Below are 24,524 nucleotides of genomic sequence, written 5' to 3' on the forward strand. Positions count from 1 at the left end.
AAGGAAAGAAAATGGCAAACGTAGTATTCCGAAAATTGTCCGGCCTGGCAGGCGCGCTGGTCTGCGCCAGCCTGCTGGCCGCTTGCGGCGGCGGCGGCGGCAGCCCGGGCGTCAGCCCGACCAATCCCGATCCGCTGACGCCGAAGGCAGCCAGCGTGGCGGTGAGCTCCAGCTCCAACACCATTGCCGCTTCCGGCATCGACGGCACCGAAGTATCGATCACCGCGATCGTCAAGGATGGCGGCAACCAGGCCGTGCCTGGTGCCATCGTGCAGTTCCATTCCACGGCCGGCACCATCAGCAACAGCGGCGCGAAAACTGACAGCAGTGGCAGCGTCACCGAGAAACTGAGCGTGAAAGGCGTTACCGTGAACGGCGTCAGCCAGCCGTCCGGCCTGGCGATCAAGATTTCCGCCGGCGTGCAGGGTGTCGACAACGTCAGCACCAACACCATTACCGTCACCACGCAATAAGCTGGGCCAGTGCAGCGCCTGCCCGCGGCAGGCTGCTGCCATGTAATTTGCGCTATCATGCGTGAATGCAAAATGTTTACTTAGTTGGATTGATGGGGGCGGGCAAGACGACCATAGGTCGCCAGCTCGCCCGCAAGCTGGGCTTGCGGTTTGTCGATTCCGATCATGAAATCGAAAGCCGTACCGGGGCCTCCATCCCCTGGATTTTCGAGATCGAAGGTGAACCCGCCTTTCGCCGGCGCGAAGCGGAAGTCATCCGCGAACTGACCAGCCAGCAGGGCCTGGTGCTGGCCACCGGCGGCGGCGCCATCCTCAATGAAGCCAGCCGTGCCCTGCTGCAGGAACGCGGCACCGTCATCTACCTGCGCGCGTCGATCAACTCGATCCTGGCGCGCACCGCGCACGACAAGAACCGGCCCCTGCTTCAAACGTCCGATCCCCGCAAAAAACTCGAAGAACTGCTGGCGCAGCGCGAACCGCTGTACATGGACATGGCCGACCTGGTCATCGACACCGGCCGCCCTAACGTACAATCGATGGTCCAGAACATCATCAACCAGCTCGACGCGCTGGCCTGCCAGGCCGCGCCCAATTGCGTGACCAAGGCACAAGCCGCCATGAACGAACAAACCAATATCCTGCTCAACGTCGACCTGGCCGAGCGCAGCTACCCGATCGTCATCGGCCCTGCGCTGCTGGAAGACGCCAGCCTGCTGGCCAAATACGTGGGCGGCAAGAAGGTCGCCATCATCTCCAACGATACGGTGGCGCCGCTGTACATGGAACGCGTGCGCGCGCCGCTGGCGGCGGCCGGCAAGGAAGTGATCGAAGTGGTGCTGCCGGACGGTGAAGAGCACAAGCACTGGGAATCGCTGATGAAGGTGTTCGATGCCCTGCTGGCCGGCAAGGCCGACCGCAAGACCACCCTGGTGGCGCTGGGCGGCGGCGTGATCGGCGACATGACCGGCTACGCCGCCGCCTCTTATATGCGCGGGGTGGACTTCGTGCAGGTGCCGACCACCTTGCTGTCGCAGGTCGATTCCTCGGTGGGCGGCAAGACCGGCATCAACCACCCGCTGGGCAAGAACATGATCGGCGCCTTCTACCAGCCGAAGGCGGTGATTGCCGATACCGCCACGCTGGAAACCCTGCCGGTGCGCGAACTGTCGGCCGGCCTGGCGGAAGTGATCAAGTACGGCTGCATCATCGACGTGCCGTTCTTCGAATGGATCGAAGCGAACATGGGGCTGCTGATGGCACGCGACAAGGGCGCGCTGGCGTATGCCATCGCCCGTTCCTGTGAAATCAAGGCCGACGTGGTGCACCAGGACGAACGCGAAGGCGGCCTGCGCGCGATCCTGAATTTTGGCCACACCTTCGGCCACGCCATCGAGGCGGGCATGGGCTACGGCGCCTGGCTGCACGGCGAGGCAGTCGGCTGCGGCATGGTGATGGCGGCCGACTTGTCGCAGCGCCTGGGCTTCATCGACAACGCTACGGTGGAACGCATCCGCGACCTGGTGGCTGCAGCCGGCCTGCCGATCGTGGCGCCGGACCTGGGCAGCGAGCGCTGGCTTGAGCTGATGGAAGTGGACAAGAAAAACGAGGGCGGGGCAATCAAGTTCATCCTGCTCGAACCGCTGGGCAAAGCCCGCATCACGAGCGCGCCGCAAGACCTGCTGCTGCAAACCCTGGCCGCCTGCACCGAGTAATATGGAAGAGACGCTCGCCCCCTACGCAGCACATTCTGACCTGGGGCGCGGCCGCCGCTTCCCGGAAACGCCGCACGCTTCGCGTTCGCAGTTCCAGCGCGACCGCGACCGCATCATCCATTCCACCGCCTTCCGCCGGCTCGAATACAAGACCCAGGTCTTCCTCAACCACGAAGGAGACCTGTTCCGCACCCGCCTGACGCACAGCCTGGAGGTGGCCCAGATCGGTCGCTCGCTGGCGCGCAACCTGCGCCTGAACGAAGACCTGGTGGAAGCCATCGCGCTGGCACACGACCTGGGCCACACGCCGTTCGGCCATGTGGGCCAGGATGTGCTGCACGAATGCATGAAGGAGCACGGCGGCTTCGAGCACAACCTGCAAAGCCTGCGCGTGGTCGACTTGTTGGAAGAGCAGTATGGCGCTTTCGACGGCTTGAACCTGATGTTCGAAACGCGCGAAGGCATCCTGAAGCACTGCTCGGTGAATAATGCCCGCCTGCTGGGCGATGTGGCGCAGCGCTTCCTCGACAAGACCCAGCCTTCGCTGGAAGCCCAGTTGACCAACCTGGCCGACGAAATCGCCTACAACAGCCATGACATCGACGACGGCTTGCGCTCCGGCCTGATCTCCATCGCGCAGCTGGAACAGGTGGATTTCTTCGGCCGCCTGTGGCGCGAGGTGCAGGCCGCCCATCCGGGACTGGCCGGCCGCCGCGCCATCTACGAAACCCTGCGCCGCCTGATCACCGCGCTGGCGGACGATCTGATCGCCACCTCGCAAGACCGCATTGCCGCGCACGGCCCGCAAAGCATCGAGCAGGTACGCGCGGCACCGCCGCTGATCCGCTTCTCCGACCGGATGCGCAAGGATGCCAGCGAGCTCAAGCGCTTCCTGCACGAAAACCTGTACCGCCATTTCAAGGTGAACCGCATGCGCGTCAAGGCCAGCCGCATGGTGCGCGAGCTGTATGAAGCGTTTGCCTGCGACCCTTCGCTGCTGCCGCCTGATTACCGCACTGAACGCGGCGACGCCAGCGGCCAGGCGCGCCGCGTGGCCGACTACATTGCCGGCATGACCGACCGCTACGCGATTGCCGAACACCGCCGCATCTATTCGCTGGACAATCTCTAGCTTGCATGGCGGCCCGCGCCGGGTTAATCTTCTGGCAATCCAACATTGCCAGAAGAATCATGACCGACACCACGCTTGCCCACGGCCCGCAACTCAGCAAACATCGCATCGAAGCCCTGGTCGACGGCATCTTCGCCGTCGCCATGACGCTGCTGGTGATCGAGCTGAAACTGCCTGAACACGTACAGGCCAGCAGCAGCGCGGAACTGCTGCATGTGCTGGGCGAACTGGCGCCGACCTTTGGCTCCTGGATCATCAGCTTCCTGGTGCTGGCCATTTTCTGGGTCGGCAACCACCGCCTCTACAGCCATGTGCGCCACCTCGACGGGCCACTGACGTGGTACACCATCCTGATGCTGGCCGGGGCCAGCCTGCTGCCGTTTGCATCCGCGGTGAACGGGCGCTTCCTGTCGCAGCTGGCGCAGGCGGTGTATGCGGTCGTGATGACGCTGATGGCCGTCGGTTCGCTGCTGGTCGCCGCGCGCATCTACCGCCATCCGGAACTGTGTTCGCACCCGATGGACAAGGCGACCTATGCCGGCGTCTGCATCCGCCAGGGCATCCTGATCGCCGTCGCGGCACTGACCGTGGTGCTGGCTGGCCAGGCGCCAGGGATCGCCAATACCGCCTTCCTGCTGCTGTTCCTGGTCCGCCCTTTGAGCAAGCTGTTGACGCGCCGGCTGCGTTAACGGCGGTCAGAACATGCGCGCCTGGCCGCGTTCACCCAGCAGGTCGAGCAGGAGTTTCTTGACCGGGGCGGGCAGGGCGGCGGCGGGGATGGCGGCGGCGCCGAGCCACACATAGCGCTCTTCGCCGGCCATTGCCGCGCGGCTGGCTAGCGTGACCATCAGCGGGTGGATGTGCAGCTTGTAGTGGGTGAAGATGTGCACCACCGGCAGCAGGCGCTCCAGCGATTCCATCGTACCGAAAGGCTGCACGGCAGCGGCCACGGCGGCATCTCCGGGTGCTTCGGCATGCATGGCGTGGCCAGCCAGCTCGGGCAGGGACAGCAGGCCGCCCCAGATGCCGTTCGCAGGGCGCTGTTCCAGCAGCACCTGGCCGCGATCCACCAGCAGCAGCATGTGCGCCGACTTTTCCGGCGTCGCTTTCTTCGGCTTGCGCACCGGCAGTTCGGCGGTGCGGCCGGTGGCGAAGGCGACACAGCGTGCCTGCATCGGGCAGCGCTCGCAGGAAGGGCTGCTGCGCGTGCACAGCGTTGCCCCCATGTCCATCAAACCTTGCGTGTAAGCCTCGATGCCCTCGGCCGGCGCCAGCGCTTCCGCACGCGCCCACATGGCCTGCTCCGTCTTGCGTTCACCGGGATAGGTGTCGATGCCGAACACGCGTGCGAACACGCGTTTCACGTTACCGTCCATGATGGCGGCGCGGCGGCCGGCGGAAAACGCCGCAATGGCGGCTGCCGTCGAACGCCCGATGCCAGGCAGTTCAGCCAGCAAGGCCGGATCGGAGGGGAACTCGCCGCCATACTCCGCCACTACGCGCTGCGCACACTTGTGCAGGTTGCGGGCGCGGGTGTAGTAGCCCAGTCCAGCCCACTGCGCCATCACGTCTTCAACGGGAGCGGCGGCCAGCGAAGCGAGGGTAGGGAAGCGCTGCAGGAAACGTGCGTAATAACCCAGCACCGCCGATACCTGCGTCTGTTGCAGCATGATTTCGGACAGCCACACACGGTAGGCATCGCGGGTGTTCTGCCACGGCAGGTCGTGGCGGCCATGTTCTTTCTGCCACGCGACCAGCGCGGCAGCAAAGCTCGGGTCTTGGTACTGCAATTACGCCGCTGCCTCCAGCACTACATTCTCGGCTGAGATGGCGTCGCTGATGGCGGCGGCCAGTGCAGCCAGCTTGGCCTTCTGCGCTTCCAGTTCGGCCTGGGTGGTTTCGAAGGCTTCGATCTTCTGCTCCAGCGTATCGGTTGCATCGTGGATGCGCGCGATCGATTGCTGGCGATGCTTGAGCTGCTCCTTGTGCTGGCGGATCTGCGCTTCCAGCGGCGCCATGATCACCTTCAGCCAGGCATCGGTGTCGGCATTGGCGGCCTTGAAGCAGCGCTTGACAGCCGACGCCACGGAATCGAAGAAGCGCTCCATCAGCACCACGCGCGAAGTGGTCAGCATGACGGCGGTACCGAACTGCTTTTCGTAGATGCCGTGGGCTTCGTTGATCTCGTCGCGGTATTTGGCCAGCGAGAAGGTCATCGGCATCGGCAAGGTCAGGCCGTGCTCCGCCGAGAACTTCTTGTACATGGTTTCCATCATGCTGCGGATCTCTTCGATCTTGCGCTCCGATTCATCCAGGTTGGCGTGGATGCTGTCGAAGTAAATCTTGATCGCATCGCGCAGGCCGGTGGTGAAGCGGCTGTTCTGCATTTCCGAACGGGCCTTGACCAGGTTGTCGCGCAGGATGCCCATGCCCAGGCTGGAATACAGCTCGGTGGACAGGCGGGTGAACACCGCGCGCGTCGCCTGCAGCTTGAACAGGCTTTCGTCGAATTCCTTCTTCTCGGCTTCGACGCGGCGCGCCATGTGCGCAATCACCGACTGGTTCTTGCCGCGCAATCCTTTCAGTTCCAGCAACTGCTCGACGATGCCGCGCGTCTTGGCCGACAGCGCCGCATACTGGGCGCCGCTCAGCGCTGCCAGCTCGCCACCGAGGCGGCGGCGGATGATGTCCTTGCGCGCAGGGATCAGCTCGTTGAACAGCGCGCTTTCGAGCTGCTTCATGCGGCTCTTGTGCACCAGTTCATGGTCGCCGGTGATCTTGCCCAGCAGCGCCTTTTGCGCCGAGACCGGGAACACCTGGCGCGCGTCGAGGCCCAGCATATGGGCTGCGTGCTCGCGCTGGCGCGCGATGGCCGCTTCAATTTCTTCTTCGGTGCGCAGCGGATCCCACATGGAGTCGATCTTGTTCAGCACGACCATGCGGCCGGCGCCGTTGCCGATATGGGTGCGCCACACTTCGATATCGCTCTTGGTGACACCGGTATCGGCGGCCAGGATGAACAGTACTGCGTGCGCATGCGGGATCATGTTCAGCGTCAGTTCCGGCTCGGTACCGATGGCGTTCAGCCCTGGCGTATCAAGGATCACCAGGCCCTGCTTCAGCAGCGGGTGCGGGAAGTTGATGATGGCGTGGCGCCACTGCGAAATCTCGACCAGGCCGTTGTTGTCCAGCGTGGCTCCCATGTCGGGATCGTTCTCGTCGTACAGGCCGTAGCGCTTGGCTTCTTCCACCGGCACGTGGCGGGTCAGGCTGACTTGCTTGAACACTTCCTGCATATGTTCCGCTGAATCGAGCTGCAGCGGCAGCATGGTCCAGGCGTGCGGATCGTCGCGGTAATCGCTGGTCGACAGGTTTTCGGCGCGGGTTTCGATCGGCAGCAGGCGGATGCAGGCGGGGTAGGCCGCGTCGTACATCAGCTCGGTCGGGCACATGGTGGTGCGGCCGGCTGCCGATGGCAGGATGCGCTGGCCGAAATCGGCGAAGAAGATCGAATTGATCAGTTCAGATTTGCCGCGCGAAAATTCCGCCACAAAGGCCACCGACAACTTGTCGTCGGCCAGTTTGGACAGCGTTTGCGCCAGGCGCTGCTCAGTCGCGGCGTCGGACAGATCGGCCTGCACGATCCAGTCCCGATAGTTTGCGACAGCGCCCATGACGCCTTGGCGCCATTGGCTATATTGTTCCAGGTCCCGTACCATTAGCTTCTCGTTATTTCTGGCAATTTACACAATAAAATGTTGATCTTTGGCCCTGCTTGATCTGGCGCACAGGCGCGCCGCAACAACGGCAAGGCACACCAGCACGATCATAGACGAAATATGTCTGTTGGAAATACCCTGATTGCCCATTTACCCCGATAAAGTCGCGCAAAGTGCTGCCTCCTTGCACAATTGCCTCAGCCAGCACGTCGCGGATGGCCTGCGCCAGCCGGTCGTAGCGGGCTGCGCTGATGCGGTTGGCAGCCGTTTTCGGGTTGATCCCGGCGCGAAACAGGCTTTCAGAGCAGTAGATATTGCCCACTCCGACCACGATATCGCCCGCCATCAGGACCTGCTTGACAGCCGCGCTGCGGCTGCGCGTTTGCTCAAACAGCAGCTTGCCGGTAAAGGCCGGGCCCAAAGGCTCCACGCCCAGGCCGCGCAGCAGCATATGCTGTTCCAGTTCGCCATCTTGCATGGAATGCCACAGCACGGCGCCGAAGCGGCGCGGATCGGTCAGGCGCAGCACATGCTTGCCGTCGGTGCCTTCCACCATCATGTCGAAATGATCATGTTTTTCCGGCGGGATGCCAGTCGGCAGCACGCGCAGGTGGCCGCTCATGCCCAAGTGGATGATCAGCGTGCCATGTTCGAACTGCAGCAGCAGGTACTTGCCGCGGCGATCGGTCGACCCGACGCGGCGCCCGGCCAGCAGGGCCGGCAAGTCGTCCGGGAACGGCCAGCGCAAGCCGTCGCGGCGCAGCACCACGTCGCGCACGATACGGCCTTCGATATGGGGTGCGACACCGCGCCGGGTCACTTCTACTTCTGGTAATTCAGGCATGAGGGTGGTTTCTTGCGGGTTGGCGTAGAATCAAGTCTTGAGCCCGATTTGCAGGATCTTCCTTTGAAAAACGCATTCGCCATTGTAACCCTGTCGGCCCTCGTGTCCGCCTGCGCAGTCGTGCCACCGGAACAGGCTGCAGCCGAACCCGCAACGCCAACTGTCGCGCCGGCCGCACCTTCTGCCGACGCCGTTGCCAAGGCCGCTCCAGCCGACGAAAAGCTGCCCAACGTTGAACTGACCAGCGATTTATTCTACAAGCTGACCAAGGCCGAACTCGATTTCAAGCGCGGCCAGTGGCAAAGCGCTTATGTGACGATGATGGTGCTGGCGCAGCAGACGCGCGATCCGCGCCTGGCGCGCCGCGCTTCCGAGATGGCACTGTCGTCCAAGCAGGGTAATGAAGCGCTGGCGGCGATCCGGCTGTGGCGCGAACTGGCGCCTGAATCCGAAGAAGCGGCGCAGTACTTCCTCGGCTTTGCCGTGCTGGGCGATGACCTGGGCGAAGCGGAAACCCTGTTCGCGCAGCGCCTGCAAGCCGCCGCGCCAACCGGCCGCCCGCTGCTGATGTTCCAGATGCAGCAATTCCTGCTGCGGGCGAAAGACAAGGCCGCCGCGTTCGCGCTGATGGAGCGCGTGCTGAAGCCTTACCTGAACACGCAGGAGGCCCACCTGGTGCTGGCGCAAGGCGCCCACGCTGCGACCGATGCCGCGCGCGCGCGCGAGGAAGCGAAAAAAGCGGTGGCGATCAAGCCCGATTCCGAACTGGCTACGCTGACCATGGGACAGATGCTGGGCGAGCTGGATGGCGCGCAAACGCTGTTCGCCGACTTCCTGCAGAAATATCCTGCCGCGCGCGAAGTGCGTTCGGCGTATGCCCGGCTGCTGGTGGAGCAAAAACAGTACGACCAGGCGCGCGAACAATTCCTGCTGCTGCTGAAAGAGCAGCCTGACAATCCGGGCACCCTGTACGCGCTCGGCATCATGGCGCTGCAGGGCCAGGACAGCAAGGCTGCGGAAGGCTATTTCAAGCGCTACTTGGAAGTGCTGGAAGCCCAGCCCGATCCTGAACGCGACCCGAACAAGGCGCTGATGCTGCTGGCCCAGATCGCCGAAGAACGGGGCGACCTCGATGGCGCGCTGGCATGGCTGGACAAGATCGATGGCGAAGATGCCCGCACTGTCCTGGCGGCGCGCCTGAAGCGTGCCCACCTGACGGCACGCAAGGGCGACGTCGAAGGCGCGCGTGCCCAGTTGAAGGACATCACGCCGGCTGACCAGGCCGAACAAGTACAGATCCTGCAGACGGAAGGCCAGCTCCTGCGCGACTCAGGCCGCGCGGTGGAAGCTTTCAAGACCCTGCAGGATGGCGTGCTGCGCTTCCCCAACAGCCCGGACCTGATGTACGACTACGCACTGGCAGCGGAGAAGCTGGGCAAGGTGGAGGCGATGGAAACGGCGCTGCGCAAGGTGATCGAATCGGTGCCCGACAACCACCACGCCTACAATGCCCTGGGCTACTCGCTGGCCGAACGCAATGTGCGCCTGGACGAAGCCTATGAGCTGATCGACAAGGCGCTGAAAATGGCGCCGGGCGATCCCTACATCATGGACAGCATGGGCTGGGTCTTGTTCCGCATGGGCAAACTGAAAGAAGCGGAGCAATCGCTGCGCCAGGCCTACGCGCTGCGCAGCGATGCGGAAATCGCCGTGCACCTGGGCGAAGTGCTGTGGAAACAGGGCGACAAGGCCGGCGCCTCCAGGCTGTGGCGCGAAGCGCGCGACAAGGATCCGAAAAACGACGCGCTGCGCAGCACGCTGGCGCGCCTCAACGCAGGTATTTAATGAGCTTCAAGACACTCGCCGCCATCGCCGGCGCGGCCGCCATCCTGTGTGGCTGCGCCAGCACGCCTTCGGTGCCGCCATCGAGCGCCGTCGTGGCGCCTTATGCCGATAGCGCCGCCTTGTCGGGCCGCCTGAATGTGCGCTATCTCAAGGACGGTAAGCAGGAATCGAGCACCGTCAATTTCGACTGGAAGCAGGACGCGCAGAGTACTGACGTTGCACTGTTCAATCCTTTTGGCAGCAAGGTCGCAACGATCAGCGTGAACCCGCAGGGGGCGACGCTGAACACTGGCGGCAACAAGCCGCCGCTGACAGCGCCTAGCGTCGATGCCCTGAGCGCCCGTGCACTGGGCTGGGCGCTGCCGGTGGCCGGACTGCGCGGCTGGCTGCAAGGCCATGCCACTGCCGCCGACGGCAAGCCATGGTCGGCCAGCCCTGCCGACAGCGAGGTGACCACGCGCGAAGGCTGGCACCTGCGATATACCGACTGGCAGCCCGGCAGCTCGCCGCCGCGCCCGAAACTGATCGATGCCGAACATCCGGGTGGGGGCGATGTGCAGCAGATGGCCTTGCGCATCGTGATCGCCGAGTAAGCATGAAAAGCCTGTTGAACTGCCCGGCCCCGGCCAAGCTGAACCTGTTCCTGCACGTGAATGGCCGCCGCGCCGACGGCTATCATTTGCTGCAGTCGGTGTTCCAGATCATCGACCGCAGCGATACCCTGCATTTCTCGCTGCGCGCGGATTCCGAACTGCACCGCACCAACGATATCGAAGGCGTGCCTGCCGAGCAGGACCTGGTGATCCGCGCCGCCCGCATCCTGCAGGCGGAAGTGCAGCGCCGCACTGGCGCGTTGCCGCCCGGCGCGAATATCACCATCGACAAGCGCCTGCCCATGGGTGGCGGCCTGGGCGGTGGCTCTTCGGACGCGGCGACCACCTTCATGGCGCTGAACAAGCTGTGGCGGGGCGGGTTGACGCGCAATGAGCTGATGGCCCTGGCCTTGCCGCTGGGCGCCGACGTGCCGTTCTTTATCTTCGGCCAGACCGGCTTTGCCGAAGGCGTCGGCGAAGAGTTGCAGCCGGTCGATGCGCCGGACTGTTGGTATGTTGTTATCGAGCCTGGCGTGGCTTGCCCGACGGCGCAGATTTTTACCTCCGAGCATTTGACAAGGGATACTGCGCCCGTTAAGATGTCGGACTTTTCCAGCTACCACGCGAATCGACAAGATCTGCGGCAGTTTGGGAAGAACGATTTGCAACAAGTGGCGTGCCGCTTATTCCCGCAGGTAGCAGAAGCGGTAGAATGGCTGGGCGCTTACGGTGACGCCAGGATGACTGGCTCCGGAGCTTGTGTGTTCGTCGCAATCCAAAGCGAAGAACAGGCCGATGCGGTACTTGCGAAAGTGCCAGCCGCCTGGACCGGATGGAAAGCGAAGGCACTGAAACAGCATCCGCTCATCGCAAAGTTGTGATTCGTAAAAAAGATTTGGTTTTTCGTGAAATAGGCTATATAATGTCGGCCTACTGACGAAAGACAGTCAGTCAAGAGTAGGGGAATCGCCAAGCTGGTTAAGGCACCGGATTTTGATTCCGGCATACCAAGGTTCGAATCCTTGTTCCCCTGCCACCGTTTTCCCTGGGTCTGTCGAGGCAGCAGTCTCCAGCCAGGGTTAAGACAAAAGCTCCTGTATCGCAGGAGTGCCGCAAGAATTCAACACTACCTCTCGGGACTCCCAATGGCTTACGAAAACCTGATGGTTTTTACCGGCAACGCTAATCCAGCCTTAGCAGAAGGGGTCGCAAAAAATCTCGGCATCCCACTCGGCAAAGCAGTCGTTTCCAAGTTCTCGGACGGCGAAGTCATGGTCGAAATCAACGAAAACGTCCGAGGTAAAGACGTGTTCGTGCTGCAATCGACCTGCGCGCCGACCAATGACAGCCTGATGGAACTGATCCTGATGGTCGATGCCCTGAAACGTGCGTCCGCTGGCCGTATCACTGCAGCAATTCCTTACTTTGGCTATGCCCGCCAGGATCGCCGCCCGCGTTCCGCCCGCGTGGCCATTTCGGCAAAAGTAGTTGCCAATATGCTGGAAGAAGCCGGCGTCGAGCGCGTCCTGATCATGGACTTGCACGCTGACCAGATCCAGGGCTTCTTCGATATCCCGGTTGACAATATTTACGCTTCGCCAATCCTGCTGGGCGACCTGCAGAAGAAGGCCGAGCAAGACCTGCTGGTGGTGTCGCCTGACGTCGGCGGCGTGGTGCGTGCCCGTGCACTGGCCAAGCGCCTCGGTTGCGACCTGGCCATCATCGACAAGCGCCGTCCAAAAGCCAACGTATCCGAAGTGATGAACATCATCGGCGACGTCGAAGGCCGCAACTGCGTGATCATGGACGACATGGTCGACACCGCAGGTACCCTGGTCAAGGCTGCCGAAGTGCTGAAAGAGCGCGGCGCCAAGAAAGTAACCGCTTACTGCACGCACCCAGTGCTGTCCGGCCCGGCAATCGAACGCATCTCCGGTTCTTCGCTGGACGAGCTGGTGGTGACCGACACCATCCCGCTGTCCGAAGCTGCCAAGGCCTGCGGCAAGATCCGCCAACTGACCTGCGCACCGCTGCTGGCTGAGACCTTCAAGCGCATCATCAAGGGCGACTCGGTGATTTCACTGTTCGTCGACTAAAGTTTTTCCGGCCGCGGCGCAAGCCGCGGCCGATTTGTTGAAGTGCCCTGGTCGCGGGGCACTTCGTTGACCGACAAGGCGCGAGCCTTGTTTTATTTTTTGGAGTATTCCATGAAAGTTGTTGCATTCAAACGTGATCTGCAAGGTACGGGTGCGAGCCGCCGCCTGCGTAATTCCGGCCAGACCCCTGGCATCATCTACGGCGGCACCGAAGCCCCTGTGACCATCGCCCTGGACCACAACGCACTGTTCCACGCGCTGAAAAAAGAAGCTTTCCACTCGTCCATCCTGGACATGGAAATCGACGGCGCCGTACAGAAAGTGCTGCTGCGTGACTTCCAGATGCACGCGTTCAAGCAACTGGTCCTGCACGCTGACTTCCAGCGCGTTGACGCCAACAAGCCACTGCACGTGAAAGTTGCCCTGCACTTCGAAAACGCTGACGTGTCCCCAGCTGTGAAACTGCACGCTGCAACCATCAGCCACGTGGCCAACGAGATCGAAATCTCCTGCCTGCCAGCCGACCTGCCAGAATTCCTGGCTGTTGACCTGTCGAAGATGGACGTCGGCCAGTCGATCCACGCTTCCGAACTGAAGCTGCCAAAAGGCGTGACCATCGTGACCCACGGTTCCGATGCAACCATCGCTACCGCATCCGTGCCAGCCGGCGCTGTTGCTGCTGAAGCCGCTGCTGCTAAAGAGTAATCCTCTTTTGCTGCAATGAAGAACCCCGCCTCGGCGGGGTTTTTTGTTTTCTAAGCGCCGGGGCGCGGCTGGGGTGCCGAGGGCGGGACCACGATTGCCTCGTTCAGCCGCATGAACTTGAAGCCGGCCAGGCCATTATTGGCGCGGGCCTGGGTGCGGTCGATGAAGGCTTCAAACGTTTCCTCACGCACTTGCGGCGCCGAGGAATGCAGGAAGCGGCGTGCGCCCTGCGCATCGAGCACGACCAGGCCGACGTGGGTCACCATGTGCTGGCCCTTGCGCGCCGACACCACTTCCACCAGATCGCCTTCGGCCAGCGTGCTGAATTCCTGCCGCGCGCGCTCGACCGGCAGGAAGGCTTCCACCGTGTCCTGCAGCGGGATGTCGCGCTGCACATGGTGCTGGGACAGCAGGAATTGCGCGCGGTCAATGCGCATGGCGTAGCTTGCGCCGCTGCTGGCGTCGGTGAGAAGCCAGCGGTTGTTGATGTTCCAGTCCACTTCCATATAGTGGTTGCGGCTGGCGACGCCGATCACGCCGTCCTTGTAGCGGATGCGTTGCAGGGTCCAGAAGAACTCCTCCCACGAAGAGCTGAGCGCCATGGCGTAAGTGTGCTCGGCGAACACCAGGCAGTCGCTGGCGGACAGGCTATACATGGGCAGCGTGTCGTGCAGCTCGTAAGGGAATTCGCCAAGCAGGTTCAGCTTGTAGGGCTGGCCGATATTACGGCGGCCGATGGCGGCGATGCGCTTGCGCAGGTCCGGTTCGGCCTGCCGCACCTCGGCGATGAAGGCGCCCGCTTCCTGCGGCGACATCTGGTAAATCTGTTTCGGTTCAGCCGCCGCGGTGAGCGCGGCGGCGAGTATTACGCTGGCAAGGAAGGGCATGTTCAGGCAGGCTTGGCTGTGGATGGCCAGGTGAAGTAGGACGTGGCGATGTAACCCCAGGGCACGGCAATGATGGCCAGCAGCACGCCCAGGAAGGCATAGGTCGTGCTTTCCGCCGGCGAGCCGACCAGTTCTCCGCGCGACCAGAGCGGGTAGGCGACGATCGCCAGCCACATCACCTTGTAGAAAATTTCCAGCAGGATGATCGGCAGCATCTTCACCGGCCGCAGCAGGCCCAGGCCGGCCAGGGTGGCAAACGCAGTCCACACTGTCCAGGCCACCGCCTTGTTTGGTTCCCACTGGCCCTGGTGGGTCAGGATTTCGGTCCAGGTCGTCTGGCCCAGCATGAAGAACATCAGTGCGTAGAGCAGGCGCAGCAAGTAGATGTTGACGCGCATGACGCCTTCATGCCGCGCATCGCGCTGCCACAGGCGGGCCAGCATCAGCCCACCTCTTTCAGCATGGTTTCGACTTCGGCCAGGCGGCCGTCCATGTTTGCCAGCGTCGCTTGCATGGCAGCCAGCGCGCCGGCATTTTCGGCCAGGACCGCAGCCGATTTGGCGGCCAGCGCGCGGTATGCCTCGGCGCTGGCGGCTTCGGCGCCGGCCTTGTGTGCAGCGGACCAGTATTTCATCCCAAAGACGACCAGCACGGTGGCCAGCGGCAGGCCCAGGGTCAGCAGGTAGATATGCTCGGACATACGGTTATTCCTCTTCCAGGTTGAGATGTTTGGCGGCTGCCACGATCGCAGCGGGATCGAGCGTCAGGCAGAAATCCGCCACTTCGAAGTAGTTCAGCGCCTTGCCGTCGCTCGATAATTCGTGCTGACTGGTGACCAGGCCGGCCGCCTCCAGCTTGGCAAGGTGCAGGTGCAGTAACGGGCGGCTGATACCTACGTCGCGTGCCAGCTGGCTGACGTAGTTGCGGCCGTCCGTTTTCAATGCAGCGATGATGCGCAGGCGGTGCGGATTGGCAAGCGCTTCGAGCACTGGCAGCAGTTTTTGCATTCCACTCACTTCAGCAGCAGGCGGCAGTTGGAGGCGACCGATTCGGTCGCCATCGCGCCTTTTTCGCCGCGTGCGGCTTGCATGCATTGGGCGAAAGCTTCCTCTTTGCTTTTCGGGCGCTCGCATTGTTCGGCCAGCAGGGTGTTCTGGGATTTCATGGCACGTCCTTTCTGTTTAAAATTTAAAGACACGTGTAATAAATATCTTACAGGTGGCAGTCTGTGTCAAGAAAGAAATTCGTGTAGCATTATTTTTTTGTAACTTGACGAGGATACGGACATGCTGGAATTGCGCCCAAGCTGCGAACATTGCAACAAGGCCCTGCCGCCGGAAGCGCTGGACGCCCGCATCTGCACCTATGAGTGCACCTTCTGTGCCGACTGCGTCGACGCGCTGCTGGCCAATGTCTGTCCGAACTGCGGCGGGGGCTTTGTGCCGCGGCCAATCCGCCCGCGCAGAAACTGGAAAGGCAATAACTTCCTGGGCGCCGACCCGGCCAGCAGCACGATCAAATACCGGCCGGTGGACTTGGCGGAGCACGCCAAGCTGGTGGCTGCGCAGGAAGGGCGGGCGCCAAACCAGCGTTGAATCGCCTGCAGGCGGGGATGGGATGTGGCTTTACTGGCGCGCTACCTGGAATCCTGACCACGCAGCGGCTGAATAGTTCCCCGGCTTCCGGTGCGCCGCCTCAAAGTGCGGCGCGCGAAAATGACAAACAATGATGGTCTGCCGACAGCGGGAGCGCATCATGGAGCAGTTGACCCCGGATGACCGGATCGCCGTACAGGAGAACGCCTTGGATGCCGTCCATTGTGATTTAGCTTTGCTGAGACAGCATATGGACGCGGTTTCGCCGGGATGCAGGCGTCTTTTGACGCACAGCTCGCCAACATGCAGGCATCCACCGACGCGCAATTCGCCCGCATGCGCCAATACGTCGATGACGGTTTCGTCAAACTGCGTCTTGAGATGCAGATCTATACGCGGGATGAGATCGCTAAAGCGATCGCGCCGCTACAGGCCCAGATCGACTCTTTGCGCAACCACGTGGACCGGATCAGCCGCTGGGGATTTGGCATGATGGCCATGATCCTGCTCGGCGAGGTGGCCTTGCTTGCGCGTGGGATCCTGGGCTAAGGGCAAGGGTATAATCTGCGGTTTTGCACTCGCAACCGCAAGACCATGCCCATTCGCCTGATCGTCGGCCTCGGCAACCCCGGCGCCGAATACGAACAAACCCGCCACAATGCCGGCTTCTGGCTGGTGGACAATCTCGCCAATTCGCTGCCGAATGCGCGCCTGCAGCGCGAGTCGGGCTATAACGCCATGGTGGCCAAGACCAACATCGGCGGCAACCAGCTCTGGCTGCTCGAGCCGCAAACCTATATGAACCGCTCCGGCCAGTCGGTGGGCGCAATCGCGCGCTTCTACAAGATCCAGCCGGACGAAGTACTGGTGGTGCATGATGAACTGGACCTGCCGCCTGGCGCGGCAAAGTTGAAGAAGGGCGGTTCGTCGGGCGGCCACAATGGCTTGAAGGACATCACTGCCGCGCTCGGCACCCAGGACTACTGGCGCCTGCGCATCGGCATCGGCCATCCGCGCACCCTGAACCTGAACCAGCCGGTGGCCGACTTTGTGCTGCACCGTCCGCGCCGCGAAGAGCAACTGCTGATCGAAGAAGCGATCGAGAAAGCGCTGCGCATCATCCCCACCGCCGTCGCCGGTGACTTCACCAAGGCGACGATGGAGCTGCACACCAATTAAGTGCTGCTGGCGCCCGCCTGCCGCAACAGGCGCCACACCATTCCCGCCACAACCGCCACGCCCAGCACCAGCACGCCCCACAGGATCATGAGGCGGCTCTGGGCTGCGCTGTTGTCGGCGCTCGCCTGTTTGGCTGCGTTGGACAGCGCTTCAAGCTGCTCTTGCGCCGCACCTGCCGTAGCGCGATCCAAAGTGCGTAATTCTGCCGGCGTGAAGCCGGGCGCCACCTCGGAGATATCGCGCGCCGCCCACGGTGCTTTATCGCGCCCGACGGCAAGCGTATAAGGCGGCGTACCGCCGGCAACGAACACCAATGTGGCCGGCACCCAGCTGATACGCAGCGCCGGCTTGACCGGTGGCGGCTGGTCGAAGCGCAGCACCCAGCGCTCGCCCATCCCGGCAGGAGCCGTGATATCGTCCGACAAGCGCGCTTTGCCATCCTTTTCGAGGCGGTAGAACGTGGTGCTCATCGCAGGCTCGAAGCGGAACTGGCCGGTACGGCGCACCTCCACGTAATTGCCCAGCATCGCGGGCAGCACCATATTGCCGCTGTCGATCTGCAGCCCGACGCGTCGCGGTGCGACGCCGGCTGGCATCTTGTATTGCAGGTCGCGCGGGTCACGGCCCGGCTGCGCCTGCAGCAGCAGCGATTCGACCGGCGCTGCCGCCGGCGTGTGTACCGGGGACTGGGCGCTGATGCTGGCAAATGAAAGCGGCTCGCCGCTGCGCCAGCCCAGGCGCGCATAGCGCATCGGACGGGCCGGGAATTCCAGTTTGTCGTTGGCCAGGGTTTCGGCGCTGGCATTGGCCAGCCAGCTCAATTCCGCGACGCCAATGGTATCCCAGTGTTTCAGGTCGTCGCTGGCTTCCAGCAATACCTGGCCGGTGTATGTGTTGCGGCCGGGCGGCAGCGTGAAATGCAGGGCATCGATTGTTGGCGGCTCTTGCTTGCCCTCTTGCCGAAGGTCAAGCACCAAGCCGGCCAGGCGCTCCTGCGCGCGGCCGGTGCCCGATGCCGTGCCCTGGTGCCCTGGCAGGCGCACCGAGAGTACGCGGCCATCGGTCGCTGTGCTGACCTCCAGCCCCGCCAGCGGAGCATCGGCGCGTTCTGCCATCAGCGGAAAGGTGCGTACCGGCAGGGCGCGGTGGCTGGTGCCGGGAACCGCATCCGGCTGGCGCAGCGTAAACGGCTGCGGCGTGCCACGGGCATCGAACACGCGCAGGTCGTTGAGCGATGCCGAGCGCGCATTCAGGTAAGCATCGCGCGGCAACTGCAGCTGGACCACGCTTGGCTTGCCGTTGATCGACAGCGGCATCACATGGGTGTAATCCTGCGGCAAATCGCTGGCCGCGGTGGTGGCGGCAGCAGCCGCCAGGAGCAGCGCGTTCATGCAGCTTCCTTTTCAGTTTCTCCGCCACGGGCGGACGGGTAAGGGGCGAGGTAGCCAATACCGACCATCAGCGCGCCGACGCCAAGGAAGGACACGATACGCTCAACGCCACCAACATTGGACAAGTCGACCACGAACAACTTGGCCACCACGACGCCGAGCAGCACCGCACCGGCAATCCACAGCTTGCGTTGCTGCTTGCGGGTCGCGAAGCGCATCAGCAGCAGCGCGGTCACGCTCCACACCAGCGACAGCATGGCCTGCACGAACTGCGACGCAAACAGGTCCTCAAACTGGTAGGGCACGCCGACGTAATGCGAGACGGTGCGCAGCAGCGCAAGATTGAACCAGGCATAGGCGACCAGCGCGCTGCCGGCCAGCAGCTGCGGGCGGTATGGCGCGAGCCTGTCCCGCAGCAGGCGGTAAGCCGCAATGGCGAGCAGCAGGGCGAAGATGCTGGTCAGGTCAAGCGGGTTGGCCAGCGGCACGTAGGGCAGCGGCGCCATCGCACCGTCTTGCGTCAGGTTCCACACCGCCACCAGCAGCAGGGACCAGCCGCAGCCCAGGGGCAGCAGCACGTCGCGGTACCAGCCTGCCACCGGTTTTACCGGCCAGCCGTTGGCGCGCACACGGCGCATGACCCAGGCCAGGCCGCCCATCATCAGCCAGGCCGGCAGGAAGTTGGCCCAGGCCGGATCGGCGCCGGTGCCTTCCAGGGCGCGCGAAATCCAGTAGGCGCCGACCGGCCAGATCATCAGCCAGGGGCCGGTGCTGCGCAGCGTGTGCAGCAAGGCCAGCGGCGCTTGGCCAAGCCCGGAGCCGCGCATCAGCCATTCGGACAGCAACCACAATGCCGCGTAGGCAAACCATATTTCGCCGGCGGGCACGTTGATGCTGCTATACAGGCCCCCCAGCATGCCGAGCGTGGTAATGCCGAACAGCAGCCACGCCGGCAGTACTGCGGCGCGCAGGGCCGGCCAGGACAGGCGTTGCGCCAGCTTGATGAACAATGGCGTGGTGAGGACGATCACCAGGCTGTAAGCGCTGGCACGCAGTGGACTGTGCGGATCAAAGTTGCCGCTGGTGGCGATCTGGTAATGCGCCAGCAGCCAGTTGGCGATGGTTGGCACGATCACGAGCAGCCACCAGAAGCCGGAATACGCCAGCACCGCATTCGACCAGGACGGCGGATACTCCGTGCCGTAGCGCTTCAAGGTCCAGGCACTGAACACGGCGCCAGCCAGCAGCATGACGCTGCCGAGGAAAGGCGTGGCAAACAGGTCCGGCGAAACCGGTGCGACTTGCCAGTTCAAAGCCAGCAGGCCGGCCAGCACCAGGCCGGCCAGCAGCTGTGCTGCCAGTGCCAGTCCGCGTGCCATCGGCCAGGCCAGGCGGCGCCCGATCAGGGCCATCACGACGGCGGCGCCAAGTGCGCTGGCAACCAGCAAGTTCGCTTGCAGCTTGCCGCTGGTGCGCAGGATGACCTCGGTCCAGGCCCCGCCCACCAGCCAGACGGCGGAACCGGCGAGGAACAAGGCGCCCAGCAGCTGCAGGCCGCGCCTGCCTTCATCGCTGGCATGATTGCGGAAGCGCATGGCCATGATGCAGGCGCTGATTGCCAGCAGCAGGAAGCCGAGCCACAGGTTGGAATGCATTGCCGCTTCCTGGTCCAGGCCGGAAACCGCGCCGATGAAGCTGACCCAGGCGCCCAACTGCACCAGCAGGCCGAAGCCCCATGCCAGCGGCTGGCGCTGGCGCAGGCCGATCCAGACGATGCCGGCGCCTTCCAGGGCCCAGGCAGCGGAAGTCCAGCGGCCGTCGAGCGCCATCGGGATGGCGAGCGTGCCGAAGACCACGGCCAGCGCGGTGAAAGCATCGACCAGCAGGCCGTAGGTGGCGCGGCGGCGGGCCAGCGTGATCGCCAGCACGCCGTAGAACAGGCCGAGCGCGAGGGCGGAATAGGCCATGCCGAATGCAAAGCTTTTGACCAGGCCGAATTGCAGGCTGGCCGCCAGCATCGGCGTGCCGAATACCAGCGTGCCGTCGACATAGCTTTTCAGCTTGGGCGCCTCGAGGTGGGCGTAGGCGACGGCGATGCCGACGTAGTACAGGAAGAACAGTGCAAGGAAGCCCTGCACCGACTGGTAGAACTGCGGTTCATAGCGCAGCACCCCCCAGGCGGTGCCGATGGCGAAGGTGAACGCGAAGCCAAGCAGGTTCAGTGCGCGCCAGGAGCGTTTGAGGGCGATGGCCAGGACGCCGGCGTTGAGCAGGGCGTAATAGCTGAAMAAGCCGATATGGCTGCCTTGGCCGGTGGAGGCCAGGATCGGTGCCGCAAAACCGCCGGTAATGCCGAAAATGGCGAGCCATTGGGCATTCTGCAGCACGGCCAGCAGGCAGGTGCCAAACGTCAGCAGGAACAGCATGGCGAAGGCCAGGCCGCCGGGGATCAGGTGGTAGATGCGGAAGGCGCCAAACACCACCAGCATCAGTACGGCCATGCAGGTGCCCTGCAGCGGCAGGCTGACGCCCTGGTTGCTGTTGCGGATGCGCCAGGCCCAGGCCAGAGCGGCCAAATCGGCGAGCACGATGCCGGCCAGGCGCAGTTCGATGGGAACCGTGACGCGGGCGGCGGCGTATTTCAGCAGGAAGCTGACGCCGATGAAGAGGATCAGCAGGCCGATTTTGGCGACTAGGTTGCCCTCAAACAGCCAGTTGCGGGCAGCGGTGAACCAGGCTGGCGGTTCCTTTGGCGGCAGGCTTGGCCGTGCCGCAGGGCGGGCGGGAGCGGCGCTTTCCGGCGCGGCTTCCTTCGCCGTGGCCCAGGCCTGGTCGGCAGCGTCTGCGGTCTTTGCAGCGGCTTGCTGGGGCGTCGCTGCGGTGCTTGCCGGCGCCAGTGCCGGAACGGGCTTTTCGGCCGCTGCCGGCGCTGGCGGCACCGTCTGCGGCGGCACGACGGCGCGCGCCACCAGCGGCTCGCGCTCGGCGGGCTTGGCCGGTGCCTCCGGCACAGCGCGTGCAGCCGGCGCAGCCGGTGCAGCGGCAGGTGCTGGCGCGCCTTGCGACTCCGTTGCGGCGGCAGCCTGCCTGCTGGCGGCAGTGCGCATTACGCTGTCGAATGTGATCTCCAGTGCAGCAAAGTCGCGCTGCAACTGGAGGGCGTGCTCGCGTGCCTGGCGCGCATCGCGGCGGGCCAGCCAAGCCCAGCGCGCTACGAGCGCCAGTACGATAAACCAAAGCAAATCCATGATTGCTCCCTACATTGTTCTAATGGCATTATTTTCCAGCGGTAACAATATTGCAAGCGCCGGTGATACCCGTATCGCCGTTTGTTCGCAGGCGTATCAGGATCTGATCCTGCCTACATCGCCGCTTCCGGGACCAGCGCCAGCAAGTCCGTCACGCCGACATCCACGCCCGCTTGGGACAGCAAAGTAGTAGCCTGGCCGCGATGGTGGGTTTGATGGTTGAAGAAATGCAGCAGCAGCAGCCCGAGCTGCCGGTGATTGGCCTCGCCATTGAAGCGGCGGTAGGTGATGACGGCATCCAGGTCGGCCTCGTCCAGGCCGGCGCTCCAATCCAGGATCAGGCGGTCGAGCCAGATGCGGCGCTCGCGCAGGGCGCCGAGGGCATCGAAAAGCGGCTGGTCCAGCGCAGCCGGCGCCGGCAGGGCTGCAACCGGCGCCAGCGCGGCGGCAAAGCGCGGGTGGCTGGCAATGCGCTTCAGCCAGATGGTGTCGGCTACGGCGATATGGTTGAGGGTCGCCAGCAACGAACCAAAGAACGCCCCGCGATCCGCCGCCAGCTCTTCCGCCGGCAGGGTCGCCGCCGCCTCATACAGCTTGTTGTTCATCCAATCGTTGTAGCGGGCCAGCAGGGTGATATGGGCGGTTCTCGACATGATCTGGGGTACAATCTCGGTCTATTTGCGGAAAATTCCGTAGCAGAACAATATCATTTAAAGGTTTTCCATGAGTCTCAAATGCGGCATCGTCGGCCTGCCTAACGTTGGCAAGTCCACCCTCTTCAATGCACTGACCAAGGCTGGCATCGCGGCCGAGAACTATCCGTTCTGCACCATCGAACCGAACGTCGGCGTGGTGGAAGTGCCTGATCCGCGCTTGAAACAGCTGGCTGAAATCGTCAAGCCGGAGCGTATCCTGCCTGCGATCGTTGAGTTCGTCGACATCGCCGGCCTGGTGGCGGGTGCCTCCAAAGGCGAAGGCCTGGGCAACCAGTTCCTGTCCCACATCCGCGAAACCGACGCGATCGTGAACGTGGTGCGCTGCTTCGAAGACGACAACGTGATCCACGTATCGGGCCGTGTATCGCCGCTGGACGACATCGAAGTGATCCAGACCGAACTGGCGCTGGCTGACCTCGGCACCGTAGAAAAAGCCATCCACCGCGAACAGAAGAAAGCCCGCTCCGGCGACAAGGATGCCGCCAAGCTGGTGGCCCTGCTGGAGGTACTGGTACCGCACCTGAACGAAGCCAAGCCAGTGCGCGCACTGGGCCTGGACGCCGAAAAAATGGAACTGATCAAGCCGCTGTGCCTGATTACCGCCAAGCCGGCCATGTACGTGGCCAACGTCTCCGAAAGCGGTTTCACCAACAATCCGCTGCTGGACCAGCTGACCAAGTATGCCGAAGCGCAGAACGCGCCGATCGTCGCTATCTGTGCCGCCATCGAAGCGGAAATTGCCGAACTGGACGACGCCGACAAGGAAGCCTTCCTGGCCGACATGGGCATGGCCGAACCCGGCCTGGACCGCCTGATCCGCGCCGGCTTCAAGCTGCTCGGCCTGCAAACCTACTTCACCGCCGGCGTGAAGGAAGTGCGCGCCTGGACCATCCACGTGGGCGACACCGCGCCGCAGGCTGCGGGCGTGATCCACACCGACTTCGAGCGCGGCTTCATCCGCGCCCAGACCATCGCCTATGACGACTACATCACCTACAAGGGTGAAGCCGGCGCCAAGGAAGCGGGCAAGATGCGCGCTGAGGGCAAGGAATACGTGGTCAAGGATGGCGACGTGCTGAACTTCCTGTTCAACGTCTGATCCACCATCCCCTCAAGATTGCTGCCCCGTCAGGGGCGGCAATGCCTAGGCCTTAGTTCCATTGAACGAGGCGGACTGTGCGCTGTGCGGCGCCGGCTTTTCCAGTGCCATGAATACTTCCTGCTGCAGGACCTTGTCGTGCTGGTCGCAGCGCGCGCGCAGCATTGCCAATTCGCGCAGCGGCTGGCTGGCGAAGGAATCGCGCAGCACTGGCTTGTACCAGTATTCTTCCAGCGTGGTACTGCTGTAGCGCTGCGCTACCGAAGTGATCTCGGGACTGAAGTTCTCCAGGCAATCGAACGGATCGAGCGCGACGCCCAGGTGGCGCCCCATCATCTCGCGCAGCAGGCGTTGTTGCGGTTTGAACTGTTTGCTGTCGACCCAGTAGGTAAGGCCGATCAGGCTGGCAAGCAGAATGGCCGGCAACATGGCAACTGCAATTGCGGCCGGCTTGTCTTCCACCGCAGCCAGCGCGGCCAGGTTGGCTGCGCAGAATACGCCGAGCCAGACACGCGCGTAGCCGTACAGTATGGAGCGCTTGCTCAGACGGTTCAGTTCGAATGCGCGCTTGTCCTTGCTGTTGATGAAATAGCTGGTCATCGGGAAAAGCGGCAAATACCATAGGTGCCCGAATATCGTCTGCTTGCTTACTGTCCCCACTTTCTGCGTCGCGCCGTATGGGCGTTTTCCCCAGATCAAAAGCATTACCTTCCCCCGTGTGTCTAGTTGTAATAAAAGCAGCGGAGTATAACTGAAACACAACGCGTATTTGTTCTGGGGAATAAGGGTAAGCCCTTATGGCGCTGCTATTGCCGGGATTCATGCTCGCGGATTGCCTTGGTGAAGCTGTCCATGAGCGGATTGGGCACTGCCAGCGACAGCTGGTAGTGCTCGATCTTGAATCCCTTCCCGGTGTTGACCAGCACTCCGCTGGCCTGGCATGTGCCCATCTGCGTGTTGAGCTGTTCGTCGAACCACACATATTTCTTATCGGGCGAGAAGTAGACATTGCGCTTTTGCGCGGTGAAGGTCCACGCCTTCTTGCGGTCCCAGAAGCGCTTGGCCCAGGCTTTGAATTCCTTGTAGCTCCATACTTCGCTTTTGTCGGTGCCGATGAACACGGCGTCCGGCGTGAACTTGTCCCAGTAGTCAGGGCGGGTGTTGGCAGCGTCGTCGTGCCAGCTGTCGACGAAGGCGTTGACCTGCTGGCGGAATTCGGCATCGGCTGGGGCAGCGCTTGCGCCAAGCATGATGAGCAGGGCCGCTATGGCGAATGCGAGTTTTTTCACA

General features: G+C 63.1%; 26 protein-coding genes and 1 tRNA gene. 14 read left to right on the top strand and 13 right to left on the bottom strand.

What is annotated here, in order from left to right; translation table 11 throughout:
- The first annotated feature begins 11 nt into the window (after positions 1-11).
- From ASD07_RS26625 to ASD07_RS26640, 4 genes are all read left to right on the top strand, one after another.
- Positions 12-473, top strand: a complete 462-nt coding sequence (locus ASD07_RS26625) for an Ig-like domain-containing protein (RefSeq protein ID WP_055937749.1) — start codon at positions 12-14, stop codon at positions 471-473.
- A gap of 92 nt (positions 474-565) precedes the next feature.
- Positions 566-2,185: a bifunctional shikimate kinase/3-dehydroquinate synthase AroKB gene (aroKB, locus tag ASD07_RS26630; RefSeq protein WP_055937752.1), complete on the top strand. Its 1,620-nt coding sequence runs from the start codon at positions 566-568 to the stop codon at positions 2,183-2,185.
- A gap of 1 nt (position 2,186) precedes the next feature.
- Positions 2,187-3,317: a deoxyguanosinetriphosphate triphosphohydrolase gene (locus tag ASD07_RS26635; protein WP_055937754.1), complete on the top strand. Its 1,131-nt coding sequence runs from the start codon at positions 2,187-2,189 to the stop codon at positions 3,315-3,317.
- 59 nt (positions 3,318-3,376) lie between these two features.
- Positions 3,377-4,006 (top strand): TMEM175 family protein, encoded by a 630-nt coding sequence (locus ASD07_RS26640; RefSeq protein ID WP_055937757.1) that lies wholly within the window; start codon positions 3,377-3,379, stop codon positions 4,004-4,006.
- Between the two features lie 6 nt (positions 4,007-4,012).
- Here ASD07_RS26640 and mutY read toward each other — a convergent pair whose 3' ends face one another.
- The 3 genes from mutY to mutM are packed head-to-tail and all read right to left on the bottom strand — an operon-like array spanning position 4,013 to position 7,880.
- Entirely contained in the window at positions 4,013-5,107 is a 1,095-nt protein-coding gene (mutY, locus tag ASD07_RS31180; RefSeq protein WP_055937762.1) for an A/G-specific adenine glycosylase, read from the bottom strand.
- The gene (locus tag ASD07_RS31185; protein WP_055937764.1) at positions 5,108-7,036 is read right to left on the bottom strand and encodes a dynamin family protein; all 1,929 of its coding nucleotides are present in this window, start codon (positions 7,034-7,036) and stop codon (positions 5,108-5,110) included.
- 10 nt (positions 7,037-7,046) lie between these two features.
- Positions 7,047-7,880, bottom strand: coding sequence for a bifunctional DNA-formamidopyrimidine glycosylase/DNA-(apurinic or apyrimidinic site) lyase (mutM, locus tag ASD07_RS26655; RefSeq protein WP_055937766.1), 834 nt, complete (start codon positions 7,878-7,880; stop codon positions 7,047-7,049).
- A gap of 63 nt (positions 7,881-7,943) precedes the next feature.
- Here mutM and ASD07_RS26660 point away from each other — a divergent pair, with 63 nt between their 5' ends.
- From ASD07_RS26660 to ASD07_RS26685, 6 genes are all read left to right on the top strand, one after another.
- Complete coding sequence (locus ASD07_RS26660; RefSeq protein ID WP_055937770.1) at positions 7,944-9,725, top strand: tetratricopeptide repeat protein; 1,782 nt, start codon at positions 7,944-7,946, stop codon at positions 9,723-9,725.
- Positions 9,725-10,318, top strand: a complete 594-nt coding sequence (locus ASD07_RS26665; RefSeq protein ID WP_055937773.1) for an outer membrane lipoprotein LolB — start codon at positions 9,725-9,727, stop codon at positions 10,316-10,318. Before ASD07_RS26660 ends, ASD07_RS26665 begins: the two co-directional genes overlap by 1 nt.
- Before the next feature lie 2 nt (positions 10,319-10,320).
- Positions 10,321-11,199 carry a 4-(cytidine 5'-diphospho)-2-C-methyl-D-erythritol kinase gene (gene ispE / locus ASD07_RS26670; RefSeq protein WP_055937776.1) on the top strand — a complete coding sequence of 293 codons (879 nt, stop codon included), beginning with the start codon at positions 10,321-10,323 and terminating at the stop codon, positions 11,197-11,199.
- Between the two features lie 78 nt (positions 11,200-11,277).
- Positions 11,278-11,354 (top strand) — tRNA-Gln (locus ASD07_RS26675).
- A gap of 109 nt (positions 11,355-11,463) precedes the next feature.
- Complete coding sequence (locus ASD07_RS26680) at positions 11,464-12,414, top strand: ribose-phosphate pyrophosphokinase (protein ID WP_055937779.1); 951 nt, start codon at positions 11,464-11,466, stop codon at positions 12,412-12,414.
- A 111-nt stretch (positions 12,415-12,525) separates the two neighbouring features.
- Positions 12,526-13,119 (top strand): 50S ribosomal protein L25/general stress protein Ctc, encoded by a 594-nt coding sequence (locus tag ASD07_RS26685; protein ID WP_055937782.1) that lies wholly within the window; start codon positions 12,526-12,528, stop codon positions 13,117-13,119.
- 50 nt (positions 13,120-13,169) lie between these two features.
- Here ASD07_RS26685 and ASD07_RS26690 read toward each other — a convergent pair whose 3' ends face one another.
- The 5 genes from ASD07_RS26690 to ASD07_RS31190 are packed head-to-tail and all read right to left on the bottom strand — an operon-like array spanning position 13,170 to position 15,171.
- Positions 13,170-14,006 (bottom strand): N-acetylmuramoyl-L-alanine amidase-like domain-containing protein, encoded by an 837-nt coding sequence (locus ASD07_RS26690; RefSeq protein ID WP_055937784.1) that lies wholly within the window; start codon positions 14,004-14,006, stop codon positions 13,170-13,172.
- Between the two features lie 2 nt (positions 14,007-14,008).
- A complete protein-coding gene (locus ASD07_RS26695) occupies positions 14,009-14,449 on the bottom strand; it encodes a hypothetical protein (protein ID WP_055937786.1) in 441 nt (146 codons plus the stop codon).
- The gene (locus tag ASD07_RS26700) at positions 14,449-14,706 is read right to left on the bottom strand and encodes a hypothetical protein (protein ID WP_055937789.1); all 258 of its coding nucleotides are present in this window, start codon (positions 14,704-14,706) and stop codon (positions 14,449-14,451) included. Before ASD07_RS26700 ends, ASD07_RS26695 begins: the two co-directional genes overlap by 1 nt.
- Before the next feature lie 4 nt (positions 14,707-14,710).
- A complete protein-coding gene (locus tag ASD07_RS26705) occupies positions 14,711-15,013 on the bottom strand; it encodes a winged helix-turn-helix domain-containing protein (protein ID WP_055937793.1) in 303 nt (100 codons plus the stop codon).
- 5 nt (positions 15,014-15,018) lie between these two features.
- Positions 15,019-15,171: a hypothetical protein gene (locus ASD07_RS31190; protein WP_156398187.1), complete on the bottom strand. Its 153-nt coding sequence runs from the start codon at positions 15,169-15,171 to the stop codon at positions 15,019-15,021.
- A 121-nt stretch (positions 15,172-15,292) separates the two neighbouring features.
- Here ASD07_RS31190 and ASD07_RS26710 point away from each other — a divergent pair, with 121 nt between their 5' ends.
- From ASD07_RS26710 to pth, 3 genes are all read left to right on the top strand, one after another.
- Positions 15,293-15,601, top strand: coding sequence for a DUF1272 domain-containing protein (locus ASD07_RS26710; RefSeq protein ID WP_055937796.1), 309 nt, complete (start codon positions 15,293-15,295; stop codon positions 15,599-15,601).
- A gap of 270 nt (positions 15,602-15,871) precedes the next feature.
- Positions 15,872-16,150, top strand: coding sequence for a hypothetical protein (locus ASD07_RS26715; protein WP_055937799.1), 279 nt, complete (start codon positions 15,872-15,874; stop codon positions 16,148-16,150).
- A gap of 45 nt (positions 16,151-16,195) precedes the next feature.
- Positions 16,196-16,780, top strand: a complete 585-nt coding sequence (gene pth / locus ASD07_RS26720) for an aminoacyl-tRNA hydrolase (RefSeq protein WP_055937802.1) — start codon at positions 16,196-16,198, stop codon at positions 16,778-16,780.
- Here pth and ASD07_RS26725 read toward each other — a convergent pair.
- The 3 genes from ASD07_RS26725 to ASD07_RS26735 form a co-directional block, all read right to left on the bottom strand.
- Positions 16,777-18,171, bottom strand: a complete 1,395-nt coding sequence (locus ASD07_RS26725) for a DUF3999 family protein (protein WP_055937805.1) — start codon at positions 18,169-18,171, stop codon at positions 16,777-16,779. The genes pth and ASD07_RS26725 overlap by 4 nt on opposite strands.
- Complete coding sequence (locus tag ASD07_RS26730) at positions 18,168-21,419, bottom strand: DUF2339 domain-containing protein (protein WP_055937808.1); 3,252 nt, start codon at positions 21,417-21,419, stop codon at positions 18,168-18,170. Before ASD07_RS26730 ends, ASD07_RS26725 begins: the two co-directional genes overlap by 4 nt.
- A gap of 113 nt (positions 21,420-21,532) precedes the next feature.
- Positions 21,533-22,072 carry a DinB family protein gene (locus ASD07_RS26735; RefSeq protein ID WP_055937811.1) on the bottom strand — a complete coding sequence of 180 codons (540 nt, stop codon included), beginning with the start codon at positions 22,070-22,072 and terminating at the stop codon, positions 21,533-21,535.
- A 70-nt stretch (positions 22,073-22,142) separates the two neighbouring features.
- Here ASD07_RS26735 and ychF point away from each other — a divergent pair, with 70 nt between their 5' ends.
- Positions 22,143-23,234 (top strand): redox-regulated ATPase YchF, encoded by a 1,092-nt coding sequence (ychF, locus tag ASD07_RS26740; RefSeq protein ID WP_055937814.1) that lies wholly within the window; start codon positions 22,143-22,145, stop codon positions 23,232-23,234.
- Positions 23,235-23,279: 45 nt separating this feature from the next.
- Here ychF and ASD07_RS26745 read toward each other — a convergent pair whose 3' ends face one another.
- Positions 23,280-23,834 carry a hypothetical protein gene (locus ASD07_RS26745; protein ID WP_055937817.1) on the bottom strand — a complete coding sequence of 185 codons (555 nt, stop codon included), beginning with the start codon at positions 23,832-23,834 and terminating at the stop codon, positions 23,280-23,282.
- A gap of 206 nt (positions 23,835-24,040) precedes the next feature.
- On the bottom strand, positions 24,041-24,523 hold the full coding sequence (locus ASD07_RS26750) for a nuclear transport factor 2 family protein (protein ID WP_229207301.1): 483 nt from the start codon (positions 24,521-24,523) through the stop codon (positions 24,041-24,043).
- Between the last annotated feature and the right edge of the window lies 1 nt (position 24,524).

This window comes from Duganella sp. Root336D2 (assembly GCF_001425005.1).
GTDB lineage: Bacteria > Pseudomonadota > Gammaproteobacteria > Burkholderiales > Burkholderiaceae_D > Rugamonas.

Excerpts from the sequence above, each read along its gene's own strand:
- ASD07_RS26625 (WP_055937749.1), top strand. The coding sequence starts at position 12 with ATGGCAAACGTAGTATTCCGAAAATTGTCCGGCCTGGCAGGCGCGCTG.
- aroKB (WP_055937752.1), top strand. The coding sequence starts at position 566 with ATGGGGGCGGGCAAGACGACCATAGGTCGCCAGCTCGCCCGCAAGCTG.
- ASD07_RS26635 (WP_055937754.1), top strand. The coding sequence starts at position 2,187 with ATGGAAGAGACGCTCGCCCCCTACGCAGCACATTCTGACCTGGGGCGC.
- ASD07_RS26640 (WP_055937757.1), top strand. The coding sequence starts at position 3,377 with ATGACCGACACCACGCTTGCCCACGGCCCGCAACTCAGCAAACATCGC.
- ASD07_RS31185 (WP_055937764.1), bottom strand. The coding sequence starts at position 7,036 with ATGGTACGGGACCTGGAACAATATAGCCAATGGCGCCAAGGCGTCATG.
- mutM (WP_055937766.1), bottom strand. The coding sequence starts at position 7,880 with ATGCCTGAATTACCAGAAGTAGAAGTGACCCGGCGCGGTGTCGCACCC.
- ASD07_RS26665 (WP_055937773.1), top strand. The coding sequence starts at position 9,725 with ATGAGCTTCAAGACACTCGCCGCCATCGCCGGCGCGGCCGCCATCCTG.
- ispE (WP_055937776.1), top strand. The coding sequence starts at position 10,321 with ATGAAAAGCCTGTTGAACTGCCCGGCCCCGGCCAAGCTGAACCTGTTC.
- ASD07_RS26680 (WP_055937779.1), top strand. The coding sequence starts at position 11,464 with ATGGCTTACGAAAACCTGATGGTTTTTACCGGCAACGCTAATCCAGCC.
- ASD07_RS26685 (WP_055937782.1), top strand. The coding sequence starts at position 12,526 with ATGAAAGTTGTTGCATTCAAACGTGATCTGCAAGGTACGGGTGCGAGC.
- ASD07_RS26690 (WP_055937784.1), bottom strand. The coding sequence starts at position 14,006 with ATGCCCTTCCTTGCCAGCGTAATACTCGCCGCCGCGCTCACCGCGGCG.
- ASD07_RS26695 (WP_055937786.1), bottom strand. The coding sequence starts at position 14,449 with ATGCTGGCCCGCCTGTGGCAGCGCGATGCGCGGCATGAAGGCGTCATG.
- ASD07_RS26700 (WP_055937789.1), bottom strand. The coding sequence starts at position 14,706 with ATGTCCGAGCATATCTACCTGCTGACCCTGGGCCTGCCGCTGGCCACC.
- ASD07_RS26705 (WP_055937793.1), bottom strand. The coding sequence starts at position 15,013 with ATGCAAAAACTGCTGCCAGTGCTCGAAGCGCTTGCCAATCCGCACCGC.
- ASD07_RS31190 (WP_156398187.1), bottom strand. The coding sequence starts at position 15,171 with ATGAAATCCCAGAACACCCTGCTGGCCGAACAATGCGAGCGCCCGAAA.
- ASD07_RS26710 (WP_055937796.1), top strand. The coding sequence starts at position 15,293 with ATGCTGGAATTGCGCCCAAGCTGCGAACATTGCAACAAGGCCCTGCCG.
- ASD07_RS26715 (WP_055937799.1), top strand. The coding sequence starts at position 15,872 with ATGCAGGCGTCTTTTGACGCACAGCTCGCCAACATGCAGGCATCCACC.
- pth (WP_055937802.1), top strand. The coding sequence starts at position 16,196 with ATGCCCATTCGCCTGATCGTCGGCCTCGGCAACCCCGGCGCCGAATAC.
- ASD07_RS26725 (WP_055937805.1), bottom strand. The coding sequence starts at position 18,171 with ATGAACGCGCTGCTCCTGGCGGCTGCTGCCGCCACCACCGCGGCCAGC.
- ASD07_RS26735 (WP_055937811.1), bottom strand. The coding sequence starts at position 22,072 with ATGTCGAGAACCGCCCATATCACCCTGCTGGCCCGCTACAACGATTGG.
- ychF (WP_055937814.1), top strand. The coding sequence starts at position 22,143 with ATGAGTCTCAAATGCGGCATCGTCGGCCTGCCTAACGTTGGCAAGTCC.
- ASD07_RS26745 (WP_055937817.1), bottom strand. The coding sequence starts at position 23,834 with ATGACCAGCTATTTCATCAACAGCAAGGACAAGCGCGCATTCGAACTG.